Source organism: Brevundimonas sp. SS2672 (genome assembly GCF_059579685.1).
Map to the genome: position 1 here is coordinate 2,971,398 of NZ_CM184201.1, position 19,213 is coordinate 2,990,610.

The 19,213-nt window shown below is 69.8% G+C and carries 18 protein-coding genes and 1 pseudogene; 8 read left to right on the top strand and 11 right to left on the bottom strand.

Annotated elements, in window-relative coordinates; translation table 11 throughout:
* Positions 1-3 precede the first annotated feature (3 nt).
* Together AC52GN_RS14920 and purH are read left to right on the top strand one after the other, a co-directional pair.
* The gene (locus tag AC52GN_RS14920; RefSeq protein WP_312220978.1) at positions 4-396 is read left to right on the top strand and encodes a hypothetical protein; all 393 of its coding nucleotides are present in this window, start codon (positions 4-6) and stop codon (positions 394-396) included.
* Between the two features lie 84 nt (positions 397-480).
* Complete coding sequence (purH, locus tag AC52GN_RS14925) at positions 481-2,085, top strand: bifunctional phosphoribosylaminoimidazolecarboxamide formyltransferase/IMP cyclohydrolase (protein WP_496527591.1); 1,605 nt, start codon at positions 481-483, stop codon at positions 2,083-2,085.
* Positions 2,086-2,197: 112 nt separating this feature from the next.
* Here purH and AC52GN_RS14930 read toward each other — a convergent pair whose 3' ends face one another.
* Together AC52GN_RS14930 and AC52GN_RS14935 are read right to left on the bottom strand one after the other, a co-directional pair.
* Entirely contained in the window at positions 2,198-3,013 is an 816-nt protein-coding gene (locus tag AC52GN_RS14930) for a siderophore-interacting protein (protein WP_496527592.1), read from the bottom strand.
* On the bottom strand, positions 3,010-3,615 hold the full coding sequence (locus tag AC52GN_RS14935) for a PadR family transcriptional regulator (protein WP_496527593.1): 606 nt from the start codon (positions 3,613-3,615) through the stop codon (positions 3,010-3,012). The genes AC52GN_RS14930 and AC52GN_RS14935 overlap by 4 nt, the downstream gene beginning before the upstream one ends.
* 110 nt (positions 3,616-3,725) lie before the next feature.
* Between AC52GN_RS14935 and AC52GN_RS14940 the strand changes: the two genes are divergently transcribed.
* From AC52GN_RS14940 to AC52GN_RS14950, 3 genes are read left to right on the top strand one after another with little or no spacing between them, the layout of a single operon-like run.
* The gene (locus tag AC52GN_RS14940) at positions 3,726-4,475 is read left to right on the top strand and encodes a dienelactone hydrolase family protein (protein WP_496527594.1); all 750 of its coding nucleotides are present in this window, start codon (positions 3,726-3,728) and stop codon (positions 4,473-4,475) included.
* 57 nt (positions 4,476-4,532) lie between these two features.
* Positions 4,533-5,021: an Rrf2 family transcriptional regulator gene (locus AC52GN_RS14945; RefSeq protein ID WP_496527595.1), complete on the top strand. Its 489-nt coding sequence runs from the start codon at positions 4,533-4,535 to the stop codon at positions 5,019-5,021.
* Entirely contained in the window at positions 4,990-5,913 is a 924-nt protein-coding gene (locus tag AC52GN_RS14950; RefSeq protein ID WP_496527596.1) for an NAD(P)/FAD-dependent oxidoreductase, read from the top strand. The genes AC52GN_RS14945 and AC52GN_RS14950 overlap by 32 nt, the downstream gene beginning before the upstream one ends.
* Positions 5,914-5,918: 5 nt before the next feature.
* Here the strand turns inward: AC52GN_RS14950 and AC52GN_RS14955 are convergent, their stop codons facing one another.
* The 9 genes and pseudogenes from AC52GN_RS14955 to AC52GN_RS14995 form a co-directional block, all read right to left on the bottom strand.
* Positions 5,919-6,383 carry an OsmC family protein gene (locus tag AC52GN_RS14955; RefSeq protein ID WP_496527597.1) on the bottom strand — a complete coding sequence of 155 codons (465 nt, stop codon included), beginning with the start codon at positions 6,381-6,383 and terminating at the stop codon, positions 5,919-5,921.
* Between the two features lie 32 nt (positions 6,384-6,415).
* Positions 6,416-7,141, bottom strand: a complete 726-nt coding sequence (locus AC52GN_RS14960; protein WP_496527598.1) for a GNAT family N-acetyltransferase — start codon at positions 7,139-7,141, stop codon at positions 6,416-6,418.
* A 5-nt stretch (positions 7,142-7,146) separates the two neighbouring features.
* Complete coding sequence (trpS, locus tag AC52GN_RS14965) at positions 7,147-8,184, bottom strand: tryptophan--tRNA ligase (RefSeq protein WP_496527599.1); 1,038 nt, start codon at positions 8,182-8,184, stop codon at positions 7,147-7,149.
* A gap of 173 nt (positions 8,185-8,357) precedes the next feature.
* Positions 8,358-10,055: a murein biosynthesis integral membrane protein MurJ gene (gene murJ, locus AC52GN_RS14970; RefSeq protein WP_496527600.1), complete on the bottom strand. Its 1,698-nt coding sequence runs from the start codon at positions 10,053-10,055 to the stop codon at positions 8,358-8,360.
* Between the two features lie 29 nt (positions 10,056-10,084).
* On the bottom strand, positions 10,085-12,775 hold the full coding sequence (glnD, locus tag AC52GN_RS14975; protein ID WP_496527601.1) for a [protein-PII] uridylyltransferase: 2,691 nt from the start codon (positions 12,773-12,775) through the stop codon (positions 10,085-10,087).
* Positions 12,776-12,936: 161 nt separating this feature from the next.
* Positions 12,937-15,630 carry a DNA mismatch repair protein MutS gene (gene mutS, locus AC52GN_RS14980; protein WP_496527602.1) on the bottom strand — a complete coding sequence of 898 codons (2,694 nt, stop codon included), beginning with the start codon at positions 15,628-15,630 and terminating at the stop codon, positions 12,937-12,939.
* A gap of 95 nt (positions 15,631-15,725) precedes the next feature.
* Positions 15,726-16,589 (bottom strand): annotated as a pseudogene (locus tag AC52GN_RS14985) (aldo/keto reductase); the annotation flags it as partial.
* 106 nt (positions 16,590-16,695) lie between these two features.
* The gene (gene maiA / locus AC52GN_RS14990) at positions 16,696-17,328 is read right to left on the bottom strand and encodes a maleylacetoacetate isomerase (protein WP_496527603.1); all 633 of its coding nucleotides are present in this window, start codon (positions 17,326-17,328) and stop codon (positions 16,696-16,698) included.
* Positions 17,325-17,978 carry a fumarylacetoacetate hydrolase family protein gene (locus AC52GN_RS14995; protein ID WP_496527604.1) on the bottom strand — a complete coding sequence of 218 codons (654 nt, stop codon included), beginning with the start codon at positions 17,976-17,978 and terminating at the stop codon, positions 17,325-17,327. The genes maiA and AC52GN_RS14995 overlap by 4 nt, the downstream gene beginning before the upstream one ends.
* 158 nt (positions 17,979-18,136) lie before the next feature.
* Between AC52GN_RS14995 and AC52GN_RS15000 the strand changes: the two genes are divergently transcribed.
* The 3 genes from AC52GN_RS15000 to AC52GN_RS15010 all read left to right on the top strand — a co-directional run bounded on the left by AC52GN_RS15000 (position 18,137) and on the right by AC52GN_RS15010 (position 19,161).
* Positions 18,137-18,481, top strand: a complete 345-nt coding sequence (locus AC52GN_RS15000; protein ID WP_291780689.1) for a glycine zipper domain-containing protein — start codon at positions 18,137-18,139, stop codon at positions 18,479-18,481.
* Positions 18,481-18,879 carry a hypothetical protein gene (locus tag AC52GN_RS15005; RefSeq protein ID WP_291780686.1) on the top strand — a complete coding sequence of 133 codons (399 nt, stop codon included), beginning with the start codon at positions 18,481-18,483 and terminating at the stop codon, positions 18,877-18,879. The genes AC52GN_RS15000 and AC52GN_RS15005 overlap by 1 nt, the downstream gene beginning before the upstream one ends.
* 102 nt (positions 18,880-18,981) lie before the next feature.
* Positions 18,982-19,161, top strand: coding sequence for a DUF1328 domain-containing protein (locus AC52GN_RS15010; RefSeq protein ID WP_003166483.1), 180 nt, complete (start codon positions 18,982-18,984; stop codon positions 19,159-19,161).
* Positions 19,162-19,213: the final 52 nt, after the last annotated feature.

Here is a 19,213-nt window from a genome sequence, read left to right on the forward strand (position 1 = left end):
CCTGTGGCGACCCTGATCGGACAACGCTGGCTCTATCGGATCGGCAACAGCACGGTCTGCGTCGACAACGCCTTCGCCTGGTCCGGATGGGGCCAGGAGCGCCTGCTCGTCAATGAAGAGGCCGTGCAACAGTCGTCGGGTTGGTTCCAACCGTCCCAGACCTTTGCGGAACCGTGGCTGACCCGTTTCGGCGATGACGAACTGGCCGTACGCCTGATCGGTCGCATCATGTCGGTGCAATGCGACGCCGTGTTGGCCGGCGTTCCGCTGAAACCGGACGAGCGGCTGGCGACGCGCTGGAGAGGGCCGCGCGGCGGCTGGCCAGACGAAGCGGATTGGCGAGCCGCGCGGAAAGGCGACTTCATGGCCCTGCCCCAGAGCTCGGATCAGCCCTGAACACGGCCCAAGGGCTGACGCCGCGCCCCGTTGATGCTAGAGGCCCCGCCATCTCCCCGCCCCAGCCGTAAACGGACGCCGCCCATGCCCGCCGCTCCCGACTTTCCGCCCGCCCCGGACGCGATCAAACCCGTCCGCGCCCTGATCTCCCTGTCGGACAAGGCGGGGCTGGAAGACGCCGCGCGCACCCTGGCGGGGCTGGGCGTCGAGCTGGTCTCCACCGGCGGCACCAAGGCGGCGATCGCGGGCTTCGGCCTGCCGGTCAAGGACGTGGCCGATCTGACCGGCTTCCCGGAAATGATGGACGGCCGGGTCAAGACCCTGCACCCCGTCGTCCACGGCGGCCTGCTCGGCGTGCGCAACGCCCCGACCCACGCCGCCGCCATGACAGAGCACAATATCGGCGCCATCGATATCGTCTGGATCGACCTCTATCCGTTCGAGAAGACGGTCGAGGAGGGCGGCGGCTTTGAAGCGGCCATCGAGAACATCGACATCGGCGGCCCGGCCATGATCCGCTCGGGCAGCAAGAACCACGGCCACGTCGCCGTCGCCGTGGACTCGATCAGCATCGGCCTGATCGTCGAAGCGCTGAAGGCCGACGGCTCGACCACCCTGGCCCTGCGCAAGCAACTGGCCGCCCGCGCCTTCGCCCGCACCGCCGCCTATGACGCCGCCGTTTCCGGCTGGTTCGCCGCTCAGCTGAACGACGCCGCTCCGGCCCGCAAGTCGATCGCCGGTTCGCTGGCCCAGACCCTGCGCTACGGCGAGAATCCGCACCAGACCGGCGCCTTCTACCGCACCGGCGAACGTCGTCCGGGCGTGGCCTACGCTGCCCAGATCCAGGGCAAGGAACTGGGCTACAACAACATCGCCGACGCCGACGCCGCCTATGAACTGGTCGCCGAGTTCGAGGCCCCGGCCTGCGTCATCGTCAAGCACGCCAACCCCTGCGGCGTGGCCGTCGGCAAGGACCTGTCGGAAGCCTACGCCCGCGCGCTGGAATGCGACGCCGTGTCGGCCTTCGGCGGCGTCATCGCCGTCAACCGCCCGCTGAACGGCGACGACGCCCGCGCCATCACCGGCATCTTCACCGAGGTCGTCATCGCGCCGGGCGCCGACGACGAAGCCAAGGCCGTCTTCGCCGCCAAGAAGAACCTGCGCCTGCTGATCACGGACGGGCTGCCCGACCCGCACGGTCCGGGCGAAGTCTTCCGCTCGGTGGCCGGCGGCTTCCTGGTGCAGTCGCGCGACCGCTCGCTGATCAAGCCGTCGGACCTGAAGATCGTCACGCGCCGTCAGCCGACGCCGACCGAGATCCAGGACATGCTGTTCGCCTTCACCGTGGCCAAGCACGTCAAGTCGAACGCCATCGTCTACGCCAAGGACGGCCAGACGGCGGGCATCGGCGCGGGTCAGATGAACCGTCGCGACAGCGCTCGCATCGCCGCCATCCGCGCCAAGGAAGCCGGCGAGGCCAAGGGTCTGGCCCATTCGCTCGCCGAGGGTTCAGCCTGCGCCTCCGAAGCCTTCTTCCCCTTCGCCGACGGCCTGCTGGAAGCCGTCGCCGCCGGGGCCACGGCGGTGATCCAGCCGGGCGGCTCGATCCGCGACGAGGAGGTCATCGCCGCCGCCGACGAACGCGGCATCGCCATGGCCTTCACGGGCGTGCGCGTGTTCCGGCACTAGGCATGAAGAGCGCTAACGCGAGCCGCGCGGCGGCTCGCTGCTTGAGCGCAAAGAAGAGGGCGCTGCCGGTCATCGGCAGCGCCCTTTCTTTTGGCCAAGGCCCGGTCGGGCCTCAGTCCTCGATCACCTCGTGCGAGCCGGCCCGGCCCAGGCGCCAGTAGCCGGCGACCTTCATCCATTTCGGGTTGAACGGCCGGGCGGCCAGGAGGGCCGCGCGCATCGAGCGGGCGACCGAGGATTCGCAGGCGACCCAGACATAGGCGTCAGCCGGGTCGATCCGTTTCGCCGCCGCGACCGCCGCCGCCGTCAGGGCCTCGGCGCGGCCGCGCGGGCCGCCGTTGCGATGCACCCAGACGATCTCGACGTTCGCCGGACTGGGCAGGTCCAACTCGCCCGACGCGTCGTTTACCTCGATGCAGGCGATGGCGCGCGCGGTCGCGGGCAATTCCTCCAGACGGCGCGCGATGGCGGGGATGGCCGCCTCGTCGCCGACCAGAAGATGCTCGGCGAAGCTGGTCGGGATCAGGAAAGAGCCGCGCGGCCCGCCCAGACCCAGTTCGTCGCCCGGTCGCGCATCTTCTGCCCAGGCCGTCGCCGGACCGCCATGGCCGACCGCGAAATCGATGGTCAGCCGTCGGTTGGCGGCGTCAAAGGCGCGTGGCGTATAATCGCGCGCCACCGGCCGGGGATCGGGAAACACCGGTCCGTCCGGCCCCAGCGTGGGCAAAACCAACGGCACGCCGCGCGGTGTGGGGAAGACTTTCACATGGTCGTCGAAACCGGGACTGAAGAAGCCGTCCAACTCCTCGCCCGTCAGCACGATCCGCTTCAGCACGGGGGTCAGTTGTTCGACCGCCTCAACGTGGGCACGGCGGAACTTCAGCTCGTGCCGCACGCGGCGCGGTTGTCTCAGCAGGGCGTCGTTCATGCCTGTCTCACCTTTTCGGCTGCGGCCTCGATCAGGTCGGCGATGGTCTCGACCTGATCCTCGCTGAGCGGCGGTTCCTGGCTCAGACGCTCATGGGTCGCCGCGCGGAAGGCCTCGATGGCCTGGGCGATGCGGGCCGGACGATCGGCGCGGCCGCGCAAGACTTTCATCTTGCGCTCGGCGTGAGCCAGGGCCTCGGCGTTCTCGCCAAGCAGGCGACGGCCTTCATCGGTGACGGCGTAACGCTTCTTGCCGCCCTCGGCGACGACGCTCAGGGCGCCCATGTCCTCCAGCAGGGTCAGGCTGGGGTAGATGACGCCGGGGCTGGGCGTATAGGTTCCGCCCATCCGGGCCTCGATGGCCTTGATCAGTTCATAACCGTGACTGGGCTTGTCCGCGATCAGCGACAGCAGCACCCAGCGCAGGGCGCCGTGCTCGAACATGCGGCCGCCGCCGCGACGGCCGTGGCCTTCGCCGCGCATCCGACCCTCGCCCATGCGTCGCCCTTCCGGCCGCATCGACCGAAAAGGGCCGCCGTGCCCGCGCGCAAAGCCGTGGCCCATGCCGCAGCCGCGCATTCCGATTCCCTTGAATCCTCTCATCTGCGTCTCTTCTCTCTCACTTAGATATATCGAACTCGCAAACAGATATATCGATATATCGAAAGCGCAAGACCTCTTTCTTCGGCGGAGAGACGGATTAAGCTGCGCCGATGGACACCGTCGCCGCCCGCTGGGCCCAGCTGGAACCCCATGTTCACGTCGTCGGACCGGACGACGACAAGGCCCGTCCGGCGGTCCTTCTGTTCCACGGCTGCGGCGGTCTGCGGGCCCATCTGCCGCGCTACGCCGAGGCGGCGAAGGCGGCGGGCTGGCGCGCCTTCATCGTCGATTCCTATGCGCCGCGCGGATGGGGCCGAAACTTCACCCTGATCGCCGTCTGCACCGGCCTGGCCTTTCGCGGCTATGAGCGCGCGGGCGACGTGCTGGCGGCCATCCATGGCGTCTCGCAACGCCCTGAGGTCGACGCCTCGCAGCTGGCGCTGGGCGGGTGGAGCCACGGCGGCTGGGCCATCATGGAGATGATGAGCGAGACGCCCGAGCCGGGCCGTATGGGCGTGGCCGATCCCACAACCGTCGATCTGTCCGGCGTCAAGGCCGTCTGGCTGGCCTATCCCTACATCGGCCCCTGGGCCTTCAATCGAATGAAGCCCTGGCGCCATTGCCCGCGCGTCCTGGCGCTGACGGCCAAACGCGATCACCTGACCACCGTGCGCAACGCCGAGCGGGTCAACGCCATGATCCGCGACTGCGGCTCAGAGGTCGAAAGCTGGGTAGCCGACGGCACCCACGCCTTTGACGAGCCGACCAACAACGGCCCCATGCGCCACCATCCCGAACTGACCGAAGAGGCGCTGCGCCGCTTCAGCGCCTTCCTGAAGGACAGCGCGCCCCACGCCTGAAAATAATCTCTGGACCGCGCCTTGACGCGCGGGCCATCACGTAACAATTGAAGTTACATGAAAAGAGACTCCCGCCTCTCCAACATCCTGCACGCCCTGCTGCACATGGCCGAGCATGAACAGCGCTGCGGCCGACCAATGACCTCGGACATGCTGGCGACCTGTCTGTCGACCAATCCGGTCGTGGTCCGCCGCACCATGGCGGGCCTGCGCGAACAGGGGCTGGTCGTGTCCGAGAAGGGCCACGGCGGCGGCTGGCAGCTGGCGCGCCCGCTGGAGACCGTCACCCTGGGCCAGGTCCACGCCGCCCTGGGCGAGCCCGGCCTGCTGCCCGAAACACCCCCGGTCGAGGCGGAGGGCTGCCTGATCGAGGCCGCCGTCAACGACGCCCTGTCCGACACCTACGCCGCCGCCCGCGCCCTGCTGGCCGCGCGGCTGGACTCCATCACCCTGGCCGATCTTGCGGCGGACTTCTCGCGCCGGCTGGCCGCCCATCCCAAGAGAGACCTGCTCCATGCGCACCAGCGAAAATCCGATGCCCCATGACGCCGTCGTCATCGGCGGTTCCTACGCGGGCCTGTCCGCCGCCCTGCAGCTGGTGCGGGCGCGCCGCCGCGTCCTGGTCATCGACGACGGCCGCCCCCGGAACCGCTTCGCCGCTCGCGCGCACGGCGTGCTGAGCAACGACGGGCGTCCGGGTGCAGAGATCGCCGCCGCCGCCCGTGCCCAGGTCGCGGCCTATCCCACCGCCGCCTTCCGCATGGCCGAGGCGGTGGACGCAGCGCGCATCGACGGCGGCTTCTCGGTCGCGTTCGCCGACGGCAGCCGGACCATGGGCCGTCGCCTGATCCTGGCCCATGGGGTCGAGGACGTCCTGCCCGACCTGCCCGGCGTGAAGGAGCGTTGGGGCCGAACCGCCCTGCACTGTCCCTGGTGCCACGGCTATGAGGTCGGCGGCGGGCCGATCGGCGTCCTGGGGCGCGGCGACCATGCGGTCCAGTACGCCAGCGTTGTCGCCGAATGGGGCCAGGCCGTGCTGTTCATCGACCCTGCGCGCCTGAGCGAAGACGAGGCGCGCGTGCTGGCGCTGCGCGGCGTAACCATCGAGCCGACGCCCATCGAACGTCTGGAAGGCGAGGCGCCGACCCTGACCGGGGCGCGGCTGACGGACGGGCGCTTCATCCCGCTGAAGGCTGTCTTCGTCGGCGCCCATGTGCGGCAGTCCGGCGGCTTCGCCGAACGCCTGGGCTGCGAGATGACCGACACCCCCATGGGCCGCATCGTCAAGGTCGACACTCAGCAACAGACCAGCCAACCGGGGGTCTTCGCCGCCGGCGACCTGGCGCGGCCGGCGGGCAACATCACCCTGGCGACGACGGACGGCATGATCGCCGCCCACGCCGCCTTCCGCTCCCTGATCGAAGAGGAGACGGCCTGAGGATTTCAGCGCGGCTCGATCTTCACCTCGGCGCGAACCGAGTTGGCGATGTAGCAGACGTCATGGGCGCGGTGATGCAGATCGGCGATGGTCGCCGCATCCGGCTGCTTGTCGCCCGACCAGGTCACGGCCGGGCGCAGCACCACCGCGGTGATCGACATCTTGCCGCGCTCGTCCTTGCCCAGGGTTCCTTCGGCCTCGTCGCGATAGGAATCGACCACGAAGCCGTCCTTGCGGGCGTAGGCCAGGAAGAACAGCATGTGGCAGCTGGACAGGGCGGCGACCAGGGCCTCTTCCGGGTCCACCGCCGCCTCTTCCGACAGGGGCGGCGGGATCATGGGCGAGGGCGCAGACGATCCCCGCACCACCGCGCCGCCGTCGAAGCGCCAGTCATGGCCGCGACCGTATTTGTTGTCGCTGAAGGGCTGATCGCCCCGGTTCCATTCGACGACGGCGACGTGCTGGCTCATGACAGGCTCCGAAACAAAGGGTCGAAGCTAAGCTAGGTGCCCTCAGCGGGTTCCGCCAGATCGCCCTTGACCAGATCGCCTTGGGTGAGCATCCGCATCTGCATCTGCGCCCGGATGGTGAAGCCCAGCGAATGATACAGGGCGATGGCTCCGGCGTTGTCCGCATAGGAATGCAGGAAGGCCGTCTCGCCGCGCGCCAGGATGCGCGCGATCACCGCCCGCATCAGCGCCCCGGCGTAACCCCGCCCGCGCGCGTCGGGATGGGCGCAGACGCCCGAGACCTCGGTGAAGCCGTCCGGCTTCAGCCGTTCACCCGCCATGGCCAACAGCCGCCCGTCCTGCTTGACCCCGAAGAAGTCGCCCAGTCGGTGCGTCTTGTCGAAGAAGGGCCCCGGCTCGGTCAGGGTCGCCAGCGCCAGCATGGCCGGGGCGTCGGCTTCGGTCAGGGGCTCTATAGCGATGTCGCGCGCCTTGGCCGGAGCCAGATCGACCAGAACCATCTGCGTCAGCACCGCCTCCTTCAGCACCGTCAGGCCCGGCGGGATGGGCGTGCGCTCCGCCTCGACCGTGGCCAGCAGCCCCTCGGGCTGCTCCAGCGCCGCGACGGCCGCCAGGCTTTCCGGCGCCTGATCGACGCTGGCGACGAAGACACCGTAACCCGGCGCCAGCCGCAACGCCCCGCCCGTCCCTACGGCCAGGGACGCCTGACGCGCAGACGTCAGGGCGTTCCAGATCGGACGATCCAGCGGGTGCGCCATTCGGCTCAGCCCTGCCAGAAGCCGACGATCTTCTTGACCTCGGCGATAGTCGGCTCGGCGACTTCGCGGGCCTTTTCGGCGCCAGAGGCCAGGGCGCGGTCGATCTCGGCCGGGTCGTTCATCAGGCGACGCATCTCGGCGGTGACGTTCGCCATCGAGGACACGGCCAGTTCAGCTAGCTTCGGCTTGAAGGCGCCGAAACCCTGACCCGCGAACTCGGCCAGCACCGCCTCGCGCGTGGTGTCGGCCAGGGCGGCGTAGATGGCGACCAGGTTCTTGGCCTCTGCGCGGCCTTCCAGACCCTCGACCGTCTCCGGCAACGGCTCGGGATCGGTCTTGGCCTTCTTGATCTTGTTGGCGATGGCGTCGGCGTCGTCGGTCAGATTGATGCGCGACAGGTCCGACGGATCGGACTTGGACATCTTGGCCGCGCCGTCGCGCAGGGACATGACCCGTGTCGCCGGGCCCTGGATCAGAGGCTCGGGCAGGGGGAAGTAGCCCGGCGTACCGAAGTCGTTGTTGAACTTCTGGGCGATGTCGCGGGTCAGCTCCAGGTGCTGCTTCTGGTCCTCGCCGACCGGCACCTCGGTCGCCTTGTAGAGCAGGATGTCCGCCGCCTGCAGCACCGGATAGGTATACAGACCCACGCTGGAGCGTTCCTTGTGCTTGCCCGACTTCTCCTTGAACTGGGTCATCCGGTCCAACCAGCCCAGGCGGCCGACGCAGTTGAAGATCCAGGCCAGTTCGGCGTGGGCCGGCACCGCTGACTGCGGGAAGATGACCGCCTTGGCCGGGTCGAGGCCCGAGGCCAGATAGGCCGCCGCGATCTCGCGCGTCTGGGCGGCCAGTTTCTCCGGCTCCTGCCAGACGGTGATGGCGTGCATGTCGGCGACGAAGACGAACAGGGGCGCGCCCGTCCCCTGCAGTTCGGTGAAGCGCTTCAGCGCGCCCAGGTAGTTGCCCAGGTGCAGGGCGCCGGAGGCCTGGATGCCGGACAGGATGCGGCGCGGACCGGTGTATTGAGCCGGAGTCTGGTCAGTCATGATAGCGGATCTCGGAAATCGAAAGGCGAATGTCGGCGCACGTTTTCGCGTGCGAAAGGGTGACGTGCGGAAGCGCGGGGCGGCGGATCAGCCGCGCCATCGTCCGTGAGCGAGAAATCGTCCCGAAAGCGCCATGCCTTCGCGCTTATCGGTTCGCAGCGCGAAGGGCAAGCTCACCGCGCCCGCCGGACCAGGCCCTTGACCTCGGCCACGGTCACGGCCCGGGTCAGGAAGGCCAGGACGACATAGGCCAGACCGCCCGAGGCCACGACCAGCAACAGGGTGATCTCCTTGGCGCCGTGGGTCGAACCCGCCAAGGCCAGAAGGTCCGCGACCGGCGCCTGCAGCATCGGCCGCGCCCACGACGCGACGCCGACCACCATTGCCAGGCCCGCGCTGGCCAGGGCGATGCGGCCAAGGCGCCAGACCGCGCGCGGGCTCGGCCGATAGTGATCGCGCCGCCACAGGGTCGCGCCCAGTAGCAGCACATTGGTCCAGGCCGAGGCGCTGACCGCCGCCGCAATGCCCGACACCCCCATGCCGGCGCTGAACAGGCCGATGGCCAGGACGGCGTTCACCGCCACCGAGATCAGGGCGAACACCATGGGCCGCCGCGTATCGCCCCGCGCAAAGAAGGCGGGCGCCAGGATGCGGATCAGGACGAAGGCGGGCACGCCCCAGCCGAAATGCAGCAGGGCCTGGGCCGTGTTGACGGCGTCCACCTGCAGGAAGGCGCCGCGCGTGAACAGGGCGTCGATCAGGAAGTAGGGCATGGCCATCAGAGCCGCCGCCGCCGGCAGGGTCAGGGCCATGGACAGGATCAGCGCCTCGTCCATCGAGGCCTGTTGCTGGCCCTTGTCCTCGGACGCCACCGCCGAGGACAGCTTGGGCAGAAGGGCGATGCCGATGGCCACCCCGACCAGGCCGAGCGGCAGCTGGTACAGCCGGTCCGCCGTCGCCAGCCAGGTGCGGCCGCCGTCGACGAAGCTGGACAGGTTGCCGGAGATGAAAACGTTGATCTGGGTCGCGCTGTTGCCGATGGCGGCCGGGATGGCGGTGATGATGATGGCCTTCACCGCCGGGGTCATCCTCGGCAGGCTGAGGCGGATGTTCGCCCCCGCCTTGCGCGCCGCCCACCAGCACAGGCCCGCCTGGGCCACACCCGCGACCAGCACGGCCCAGGAGGCGGCGTAGGCGGCCTCGATCTGGTCGCCCTTCACCGGGATGACGGCGGCCAGCATGATCAGGTTCAACAGGATCGGATAGGCGCCGGAGACGATGAAGCGCCCCCTCGCGTTCAAGACGCCGCTGAGCAGGGAGGCGATCGCCATGCAGGGCAGATAGGGCATGGTGATCTGGGTCAGGATCACCGCCAGCTTGAAGCGCGCCGGATCGTCCAGAAAGCCGATGTTGATGACGGTCATCAGCCACGGCATGGCCAGCTGGGCGACCACGGTCAGGGCCACGGTGACGGCGGCCACGGCGGCCAGGGCGTCGGTCGCAACCTTGTCGGCCGCCGCCTCGCCTTCGCTCTTCAGCGTCTTGGCGTAGGCGGGCACGAAGGCGGCGGCGAAGGCCCCTTCGGCGAAGATGCGCCGGAACAGATTGGGGAAGTTCAGCGCCGTATAATAGGCGTCGGCCGCCGGTCCCGCCGAGGCGCCCAGCGCCGCCGTGATGACCAGGTCGCGCGCGAACCCGGCCAGCCGGCTGAGCAGGGTCATGGCGCTGAAGACGGCCGAGGACCGGGCCACGCCGCCGGCCTTGGGCTTGGCCGTCGCGGCGGAGGCGGGCGGCTGGACCACCGGCTCGACCGTGGCGTTTGCGGCCGGGATCGGCGCGGCCGGTTCGATGGGATCGGTCTTGTCGTTCACGGCTGTTCCTGCGCTCGGTCCGAAACGCCTTAGCGCGCCTGCGAGCCGCTGGATACGGGCGAGCCGCCCAGAGCGCCTTCCAGATCCGACACGTCGCGCACGCTGGCGCGCACAGGGATGATGCGCCGCCCCGCCGGCCCCTGAGGCGCACGGTCCAGCACCTCCAGCAGATCAGCCTTCAGCGCCTCCAGCTTCGACTTGCTCTTGGGTTTCCGGCCGTCGGCGTCGGTGATGTAGAAGCCGTCCACCGCCCGCTCGCCGAAGCTGGCGACGTGGGCCGAGCGGGTGGAGTAGCCATGCGCCGAAATCGTCCGCGCCAGATCGGCCAGCAGGCCCGGCCGGTCGGCGCCCGACACCTCGATCACCACGGCGCTGGTCCCCGTATCGGCGTCGATCCGCACCACGGGCCGCACCTCGAACACGGCGCGGCGGGCGCTGACGCGCGGCGCCTCCAGAGCCGAGGTCCGGGCGCCCTTCAGCACCGCCCGCTCCATCGCCTTGACCAGAATGGCCAGTCGGCGCGGCTCGCGTCCGCCATAGGGTTCGCCCGCCCCGTCCTGAATCTCGAACACGTCCAGCGCCATGCCGTCCACGGCCGTGGCCAACCGCGCGCCCACCACGTCGGCCCCCGCCATCGACAGGGTAGCGGCCAGGTCAGCGAACAGGCCCGGCCGGTCGCGCGCCGCCACGGCCACGCGGGCGGTCGATTCCAGCGGCCCCTCGGCGGGCAGGGCCTCGACCGCCGCCCCTTCGCGCCGCGCCCGTTCGACCAGCGCCGGGTGATCGGCCAGGGGGTCTTCGCGCGTCACGGCGTCGCCCCGGAACAGTGCCTCGGTCGCCTCGAACAGGGCGCGCATCAGCTGCCCCTTCCAGCCGTTCCACACGCCCGGCCCCACGGCGCGGATGTCGGCCACGGTCAGCACCATCAGCATCCTTAAGCGCTCCGGGTCGCCCACGGCCTCGGCGAAGGCGCGCACGGTCGAGGGGTCGGACACATCGCGCTTCTGGGCGTAATCGCTCATCAGCAGGTGATGGCGCACCAGCCAGACGACCAGCTCGATCCGGCGCGGGTCGACGCCCAGCCGCTCGCAGGCCCGGCGCGCGGCGATGGCGCCGTCCTCCAACTGGCCCCGGTCGCCGCCCTTGCCCACGTCGTGCAGCAGCATGGCCAGCATCAGGGCTTCGATGTCGGCGATGCGGTGGATGACGCCCGTCGAGGCCGGATGGTCCCCCTCCAGCTTGCCGCGCGCGATGTCGTTGATGATCCCGACCGCCTGCAGGGTGTGCTCGTCCACCGTATAGGCGTGATACATGTTGAACTGGGTCTGGCCGACGATCCGCCCCCACTCAGGCAGGAAACGGCCGAGAAAGCCCGTCTCATTCATGATCGACAGGACGCGATAGGGCCGTTGGCCATGCGCCAGCACCGTCAGGAAGGCCTCGGCCGCGCGCGGATCGCGGCGCAGGGCGGGCGTCACCAGCGTCAGCGAACGGATCACGGCGGCGAAGGCGTCGGGGTGCAGGTCCAGGTCCAGCCGATCCGCCTCGACGAACAGCAGCAGCAGCCGCACCGGATCGCGGGCGAAGACATTGGCCCCCGTGACGGTCAGCCGTCCCTCCTCCACCGCCAGACCGTCGAAGGCCAGCTTGACCCGGCGGCGCCGGATCAACCGCGACAGGCCGCGCGCCAGCCCTTCGGCCTTCTTCTGCTGGCGGGCCTCCAGTTGGGCCGAGACGGCGCGGGTCAGGGCGCCGACCTCGCGCGCCACCTGGAAATAGCGACGCATGAAACGCTCGACCGCCAGTTCATCGCCGCGCCCGCGCCAGCCCATGCGCCGGGCGATCTCGGGCTGGAAGTCAAAGGTCAGCTTCTCCTCGGCCCGACCGGCGCTGAGGTGCAGCAGGATACGGACCCGCCACAGGAAGCCGATCGCCTCGCGGAAGCTGCGCATCTCGCGCGCGGTCAGCAGGCCCTCGAGCGCCGCCTGTCCCCGGTCGCTGTCCGGCGCCAGGGAGCGAGCGATCCAGAACAGGGTGTTGAGGTCGCGAAGCCCGCCCTTGCCGTCCTTGATGTTGGGCTCGACGCGGTAGCGGACCGCGCCGGTCTTCTGCAGCCGCACGTCGCGCTCAGCCATCTTGGCGGCGATGAAAGGGCGCGGATCAGCGCGGCTGACCGCGCTGCGGAACCGCTTCAGCAGGCCCTCGCCGAGCCCGACGTCCCCCGCCAGGACCCGCGCCTCCAGCAGGGTGGTGCGCACGGTCATGTCGTCGCGCGCCAACGCCAGCGTCTCGCCGATGGAGCGAAAGGCCGAACCGACCTTCAGCCCCAGATCCCACAGGACATAGTGGACGAACTCGACCACCGCCTGTGCGCGCGGGCTGATCGCCTGTCCCGGCCGCAGGAACAACAGGTCGAGGTCCGAAAACGGCGCCAGCACCCCGCGCCCATAGCCGCCGACGGCCAGCAGGGTCAGCCGCTCGTCCAGAGCCGGATGCACCTGTTCGGTCGCGAACCGCCACAGGGTGGTCAGCAGGGCGTCCGCGGCCTCGGCGTAGAGACGCGCGGCCTCGGCCCCGTCGGTGGCGCTCTCGGCCCGGCGTGCGGCGCGGGCGCGATCGGCGTCGAAACTTTCGCGCAAGGCGGCGGTGACGGCGGCGCGCGGGTCCGGCGCCGAAGCGGCGTCGAGAACGGCGGACGGGAGCGGAGGCGGGACGGTCACGGAAGGAACATAGCACGCTCCCTCACTCCCGCTCATCCCGGCGGACGCCGGGATCCAGTAAGAGCTTCAGGCTCAGCGCCTGAAAAGGCGCTCCGCCTCCAAACACGCATTTTTTGGGGCCAAAGGACTGGATCCCGGCGTCCGCCGGGATGAGCGGGGGTTTAGGTCTTCGCCAGATTTTTCAACCTATACAGCGCCTCCAGCGCCTCGCGCGGGGTCAGGTCGTCGGGATCGATGGCGGCGACGGCTCCGTCCAGCATGGACTTCATCGGCGGCGGGGGCGGTTCGGCCGCCGCGAACAGCGGCAGGTCGTCCAGACGCGCAGTCGCCGTCTTCTCATTCTCCAGCCGCTCCAGCACTTCGCGGGCGCGGCCGACGACCGCCGTCGGCACTCCGGCCAGACGCGCCACCTGCACGCCGTAGGATCGGTCCGCAGCACCGGGCGCCGCCTCGTGCAGGAAGACCAGTTCGCCGTTCCACTCGCGCGCCTTCATCGACAGGTTGCAGACGTGGTCGAGCCGTTCCTCGAGCTGGGCCAGCTCATGATAATGGGTGGCGAACAGGGTCCGGGCGCGGTTGGTTTCGTGCAGGGCCTCGGCCGTGGCCCAGGCGATGGCCAGACCGTCATAGGTGGCGGTGCCGCGCCCGATCTCGTCCAGAACGACGAAGCTGCGCCCGGTCGCCTGCGTCAGGATGGCGGCCGTCTCGACCATCTCCATCATGAAGGTGGATCGGCCGCGCGCCAGATCGTCGCCCGCGCCGACGCGACTGAACAGGCGGTCGACGACGCCCAGCCGCATCGACCGCGCCGGGACGAAGGCCCCGGCCTGGGCCAGCACCACCAGAAGCGCGTTCTGGCGAAGGAAGGTCGACTTACCCGCCATGTTCGGGCCGGTGACGATGGACAGGCGCGAGGCCCCGACGCCGTCGCCCGCCAGTTGGCAGTTGTTGGGGGTGTAGGGCAGGCCTTGCGCCTTCACCGCCGCCTCGACCACCGGATGGCGGCCCGCCTCGACGGCGAAACAGAGGCTGTCATCAACGCTGGGGCGCACGGCCCCGACCTCTTCGGCCCATTCGGCCAGGGCGGCGTGGGCGTCCAGTTCGGCCAGCGCCTCGGCCACGCCCTGAAGCGGTCCGGCCAGACGCGCCACCTCGCGGCGCCAGCCCTCGAAGGTCTCGGCCTCGATGGCGAGAGCGCGGTGCCCGGCCTGGCTGATCTTGGCGTCCAGCTCCGACAGTTCGACAGTGGTGAAGCGCACCTGATTGGCCAGGGTCTGGCGGTGGATGAAGGGGCTGTCCGGTCCCGCCCGCAGCAGGGGTTCGGCCGCCTTGGCGCTCGTTTCGAGGAAGTAGCCGAGGACGGCGTTGTGGCGCACCTTGAAGGCGACGCCGCTGTCGGCGACGGCCCTGGCCTCCAGTTCGGCGATGACCTTGCGGCTGTCGTCGCGCAGGGTGCGGGCGGCGTCCAGTTCGGGCCGGTGGCCAGCGTTCACATAGCCGCCGTCGCGCGCCAGGTGCGGCGGCTCGTCCATCAGGCCGTCGGTCAGCTCGGCCAGCAGGTGCGACAGGTCGCCCTCAAGCGCCAGCTGGTCCAGACAGGCGCTCACCCGCGCGGGCGGCCCGGCCAGCGGATCATTGGCCGAGGTGGCGAACAGGGCGCTCAGACCCTCTGCCGTCTTCAAGCCCGAGCGGATCGCCGCCAGGTCGCGCGGCCCGCCGCGCCCCAGGGCCAGGCGCGAGGTCGCCCGCGCCACATCGGCCGAGGCGCGCAAGGATTCGCGCAGGTCGCGCCGCAGATCACGCCGCTCCAGCAGCCACTCCACCGCATCCAGACCGGCGTTGATCGCCGCCGGATCGCGTAAGGGTCGCGAGACGCGTTCGGCCAGCGCCCGCGCCCCGCCCGAGGTCACGGTGCGGTCAATGGCGTGCAACAGGCTGCCGTCGCGCTCGCCCCGCTGGGTGCGGTCGATTTCGAGGCTCAGACGCGTCGCCGGGTCGATGGCCAGAAAGCCGCTCTCGCCCGAACGGCGCGGCGGCGTCAGGGCGGGGATCTTGCCCGCCTGCGTCGTCTCCAGATAGGCGGCGATCAGGCCCAGAGCGGAAATCTCGGCCTCCTCAAAGGCGCCGAAACCGTCCAGCGCCGAGACCCCGTAAAGCCGCTGGACCCGGTCCTTGGCCCCGACCGGCTCGGCCAGGGCCTGAGGCATGGCCTGAACCACGCCGCCCGAGCCGTCCAGCGCGCCCTTCATCGTCTCGTCGGAGAACAGGCGGTCGGGGACCAGCACTTCGGACGGCCTGAACGCCGCCAGCGCTGCGCCCAGATCGCTGAGGTCGCAGGCCACCGAATCCACCACCCCCGCCGACAGTTCGACCACCGCCACGGCGGCCCTTCCTTTACGGATCGCCACGGCCGCCAGACGGTTGGCGCCGCGCGCGTCCAGCAGCGTGTCCTCGGTCAGGGTGCCGGGCGTCACCACCCGCACGATGTCGCGGTGAACCACGGCCTTGGAGCCGCGCTTCTTGGCCTCTGCCGGGTCTTCCAGCTGTTCGCAGACGGCGACCTTGAAGCCCTGGCGGATCAGCCGCGCCAGATAGCCGTCCATGGCGTGGACCGGCACCCCGGCCATGGGAATGTCCTCACCCTGATGCTTGCCGCGTTTGGTCAGGGCGATGCCTAGCGCGGCAGCCGCCTTCTGGGCGTCCTCGAAGAACAGCTCGTAGAAGTCGCCCATGCGAAAGAACAGCATGGCGTCCGGCTGGCCGGCCTTGACCGACAGATACTGGGCCATGACCGGCGTGGTTCCGGCGTCCGGCTTGAGGTCGGTTTTGGGCGGGTGGGAAAGCGGCGCGTTCATCTGGCCCGCAGGGTGGCGGATCGGGACGGCGGCCTCAAGCGCGGGCGGCGTTCCTCATGCACAGGCGAAAGGCGACCTGTGGACAGCTTTGTGGATCAGGCCGCGCTGACCAGCCGCAGACGCGGGCGCGAGGCCAGGGCGGCGGGCGTCTCGTCCAGCGCCAGGGCGTCCCAGTCGATATCGGGGCGCGGGGCGTGGGAGGCGGCGATGATGGCGCGCAGTTCGGCCGACGAAGCCACGCTGGCGATGACCGAAGCGACGCCCGGCAGGGTCAGGGCGTAGGCCAGGGCCGCCTGCATCGGATCGACGCGCGCCTCGGCCAGACGGCGACGCGTGCGCGACAGGGCCATGCCGTGAGCCGCCAGTTCGGGCGGCAGGCTGTCGCGGTTGGCGAACAGCAGCCCCTGGGCGAAGACCGAGGCCAGATGCACCTCGACGCCCTCGCTCGCCAGATCGGCGATGACGCCCGCACGCGCCGCGCGCTGATCCAGGATGTTGCAGGTCAGCTGCACCACGTCCGGCTGGAACCGGCGGGCCAGCAGGCCGGGGCCGTCCTCTACCGTGGCGATGAAGCCAACCTTGCGGAAAATCCCGCGATCCTTCAGCGCCTGCAGGCGATCCCACAGGGCGCGGCCCTCGGCGCCCGCCAGATCGGCGGCGTTCTGCACCAGGACGGCGTCGCCGCGCGGCAGGCCCATGCGCTCCAGCGAGCGGCGGGCGCGCGCCTCAACCCGGTCCAGACCATCGGCCAGCGGCACGGTGCGGACGGTGACGCGGAAGGGCGAAGGGAAGGGCCAGGCCTGACCCAGCATCCGCTCGACGTCGCCCTCGGGCCGGGTGGCGACCAGACCGACCCCGGCGTCGCCCGCAGTCTGCAGCAGGTGACGCGTCGCCTCCTCCCGCTGGCCGGGCGGCAGCGGGCGGGACCGATCAGGCTCGACCACCAGGGCGATGGCGAGTTTGTCGGCCGGAGAGGGCGGAACGGCGAGATCTCACGCCGCCACTTTCGCCGTCAAAGCTTAAGGGAGATTGACCGAAATCAAGGTCGTTGGTGAACGAAGAAGCTTAATCCGCATCCGGCTGGTTTTCCGGCACGGCGGCGATGAAGGCGGGATGGGCCTCGGCCCGCGCCTCGATCTCCAGCAGGCGCGGGAAAGCCGCCAGATCGACGTTGAACCGCCGCGCCGAATAGAGCTGCGGCATCAGGTAACAGTCCGCCAGGGTCGGCGTCGCGCCGAAGCACCAGCCCTCGCCGTGACGTACGACCAGAGCCTCCAGCGCGGTGAAGCCGTCGATGATCCACTGACCGGCCCAGACGTCCACGCCCGCCTGATCGGCGCCCAGCCCGCGCACGGCCTTCAGCACCCGCAGATTGTTGAGCGGATGGATGTCGCAGCCGATCAGCGCCGCCATGGCCCGCACCTGGGCGCGGCCCGCCGCGTCGCGCGGCAGCAGGGGCGGCTCGGGATGGGTCTCCTCCAGCCACTCCAAAATGGCCGGACTCTGGGTCAGCACCAGGCCGTCATCCGTCTCCAGCGCCGGGACCAGGCCCTGGGGATTGAGCCGGAGGTAGGCTTCGGATTTCTGTGCGCCCGTGCGCAGGTCCAGCGCCGCCTGCCGATATTCGACCCCCTTCAGATTGAGGGCGATGCGGGTGCGATAGCCGGCGCCCGAGCGCCAGTAGCCGTGTAGGATCATGAGCGCACCGTGAAGCTGAGCGGCGGCAGGCTTGCGATGACCGCCTCGACCCGATCGCCGGGATTGAGCGGGCCGACGCCCTCGGGCGTGCCGGTGAAGATCAGGTCGCCGGGCTGGAGCGCCCACAGCTCCGCCGCCTTGGACAGGACGCCGTCGACGTCCCAGATCATGTCCGACAAGCGGCCCGACTGGTGGACGTCCCCGTTGACCCTCAGTTCGATGGCCGCGTCCGGAGCGGGCGGGTTCAGGCTGAGTGCGCCGCAGGGCGCGGACTGGTCAAACGCCTTGCCGGCCTCCCACGGCCGGCCCTTGGCCTTCGCCTCGGCCTGAAGATCGCGCCGCGTCAGATCGACGCCGACGGCCCAGCCGACCGGCCTGGCGTCTGCGCCCAGGGCGACGACCAGTTCGACCTCGTAATGCAGGTTCTGCGTCGCCGAGGGATAGGCCGGGTCGCTCCCGTCGACGACCAGGGCGTCGGCTGGCTTGGAGAAGAAGAAGGGCGCGGGCTTGTCGGGATCGGCGCCCATCTCCCGGGCATGGGCGGCGTAATTCTGGCCCACGCACAGGATGCGGCGCACAGGCAGACGGCGAGACTCGCCCTCGATCGGCAGGGACGGCGTCTGGGCGGGCGGGAACAGCCATTGGGTCATGACGCTGTTCTAGAAGCGCCGTGAACGGCGCGCCAGATCGGATTTTCGCCGCACCGCGCCCCATGCTGCATTGCAGGAACCTTGATCGTCGGTGTGGCGTTTCGGACAGGGCTTCTCTATTTAATCGTCAAGCTTACACAAGGAGCGGAGCGCGCATCATGGCCACGTCCAAGGCTCGTGAAGACATCAAGAACGACCTCAAGACCCTGAAGGAGGACCTCAAGGCCGGCGCCCGCGAGGAAACCCAGCGTCTGAAGGAAAAGGCCTCCGAGGCCGAAGCCCGCCTGCGCGAACAGGGCGACGAACTGCGCGAGAAGGCGCGCGGCTATTACGACACCGCCAAGGTGCGCGGCCGTGAATATTACGATGACGCCGCCGAGAAATTCGACGAGGCGCAGCGCTATGTCGTCGAGCGGGTGCAGGAACGCCCGATCCAGTCGACCGCCATTGCGCTCGGCGTCGGCGTCGTCCTCGGTCTGCTGCTGGCCGGGCGTCGGCGCTGATGCTCGGGCGGGGGCTCATCAACCGCGCGGTGGCGACCTTCGTCGCCGCCGGCGCGGCCTTCGTGGCCATGGTCGCCCTGGGGGCGACGGTCTATTATCTGCTGCTGCTGGTCGTGCCGCCCGTGATCGCGGCCGCCCTGACCGCCCTGTTGTTCGCCCTGATCGCGGCCGTCGTCGCCCTGGTCTTCGTGCGCCGCGCGCGCGGCGACGATGAGGATGAGGAAGACGAGGAGCCGGAAGGCCTGGGCGCCCGCGCCCTGCACCTGTTCCAGCAGCGTCCGATCCTGGGCGCCGCAGCGGCCCTGGCCGGCGGTTTCATCTTCCTGCGCAATCCGGCCCTGGCCACCATGGTCGCGGCCGCCTTTACTGAAAAAAGCAGAGGACGCCGTCGGCGCTAAAGGAACGGCCAAGTCTCCGACGCGTTGGTTCAGGCAAGCGGCGTTGTCGACGGGAGGGGTCGAAAGCCCGCTCCTGTCAACACCTTACGGAGGGTATCGCCTATGCTTCGCTGGGCCATCATTTTCTTTATCATAGCCTTGGTCGCGGCCGTTCTCGGCTTCGGCGGCATCTCGGGCATGTCGTTTGAGATCGCCAAATTCATCGCCATCATCGCCGTCATCCTATTCGTCGTCTCCCTGCTGGTGGGCGGCCTGAGAGGGCGCGGCGGGCCGCGCATCTAGCCGAGCCGGACGCATTGAAATCAGGGCCGTGACCAAGCCGTCGCGGCCCTTT

Bases quoted from the DNA above. Each gene is read 5' to 3' on its own strand.
- AC52GN_RS14955 (WP_496527597.1), bottom strand. From the start codon at position 6,383: ATGAGCCAGCACGTCGCCGTCGTCGAATGGAACCGGGGCGATCAGCCC.
- AC52GN_RS15000 (WP_291780689.1), top strand. From the start codon at position 18,137: ATGGCCACGTCCAAGGCTCGTGAAGACATCAAGAACGACCTCAAGACC.
- trpS (WP_496527599.1), bottom strand. From the start codon at position 8,184: ATGACTGACCAGACTCCGGCTCAATACACCGGTCCGCGCCGCATCCTG.
- AC52GN_RS14950 (WP_496527596.1), top strand. From the start codon at position 4,990: ATGCGCACCAGCGAAAATCCGATGCCCCATGACGCCGTCGTCATCGGC.
- AC52GN_RS14940 (WP_496527594.1), top strand. From the start codon at position 3,726: ATGGACACCGTCGCCGCCCGCTGGGCCCAGCTGGAACCCCATGTTCAC.
- AC52GN_RS14930 (WP_496527592.1), bottom strand. From the start codon at position 3,013: ATGAACGACGCCCTGCTGAGACAACCGCGCCGCGTGCGGCACGAGCTG.
- purH (WP_496527591.1), top strand. From the start codon at position 481: ATGCCCGCCGCTCCCGACTTTCCGCCCGCCCCGGACGCGATCAAACCC.
- AC52GN_RS15010 (WP_003166483.1), top strand. From the start codon at position 18,982: ATGCTTCGCTGGGCCATCATTTTCTTTATCATAGCCTTGGTCGCGGCC.
- mutS (WP_496527602.1), bottom strand. From the start codon at position 15,630: ATGAACGCGCCGCTTTCCCACCCGCCCAAAACCGACCTCAAGCCGGAC.
- AC52GN_RS15005 (WP_291780686.1), top strand. From the start codon at position 18,481: ATGCTCGGGCGGGGGCTCATCAACCGCGCGGTGGCGACCTTCGTCGCC.
- AC52GN_RS14945 (WP_496527595.1), top strand. From the start codon at position 4,533: ATGAAAAGAGACTCCCGCCTCTCCAACATCCTGCACGCCCTGCTGCAC.
- maiA (WP_496527603.1), bottom strand. From the start codon at position 17,328: ATGATCCTACACGGCTACTGGCGCTCGGGCGCCGGCTATCGCACCCGC.
- AC52GN_RS14995 (WP_496527604.1), bottom strand. From the start codon at position 17,978: ATGACCCAATGGCTGTTCCCGCCCGCCCAGACGCCGTCCCTGCCGATC.
- AC52GN_RS14960 (WP_496527598.1), bottom strand. From the start codon at position 7,141: ATGGCGCACCCGCTGGATCGTCCGATCTGGAACGCCCTGACGTCTGCG.
- AC52GN_RS14935 (WP_496527593.1), bottom strand. From the start codon at position 3,615: ATGAGAGGATTCAAGGGAATCGGAATGCGCGGCTGCGGCATGGGCCAC.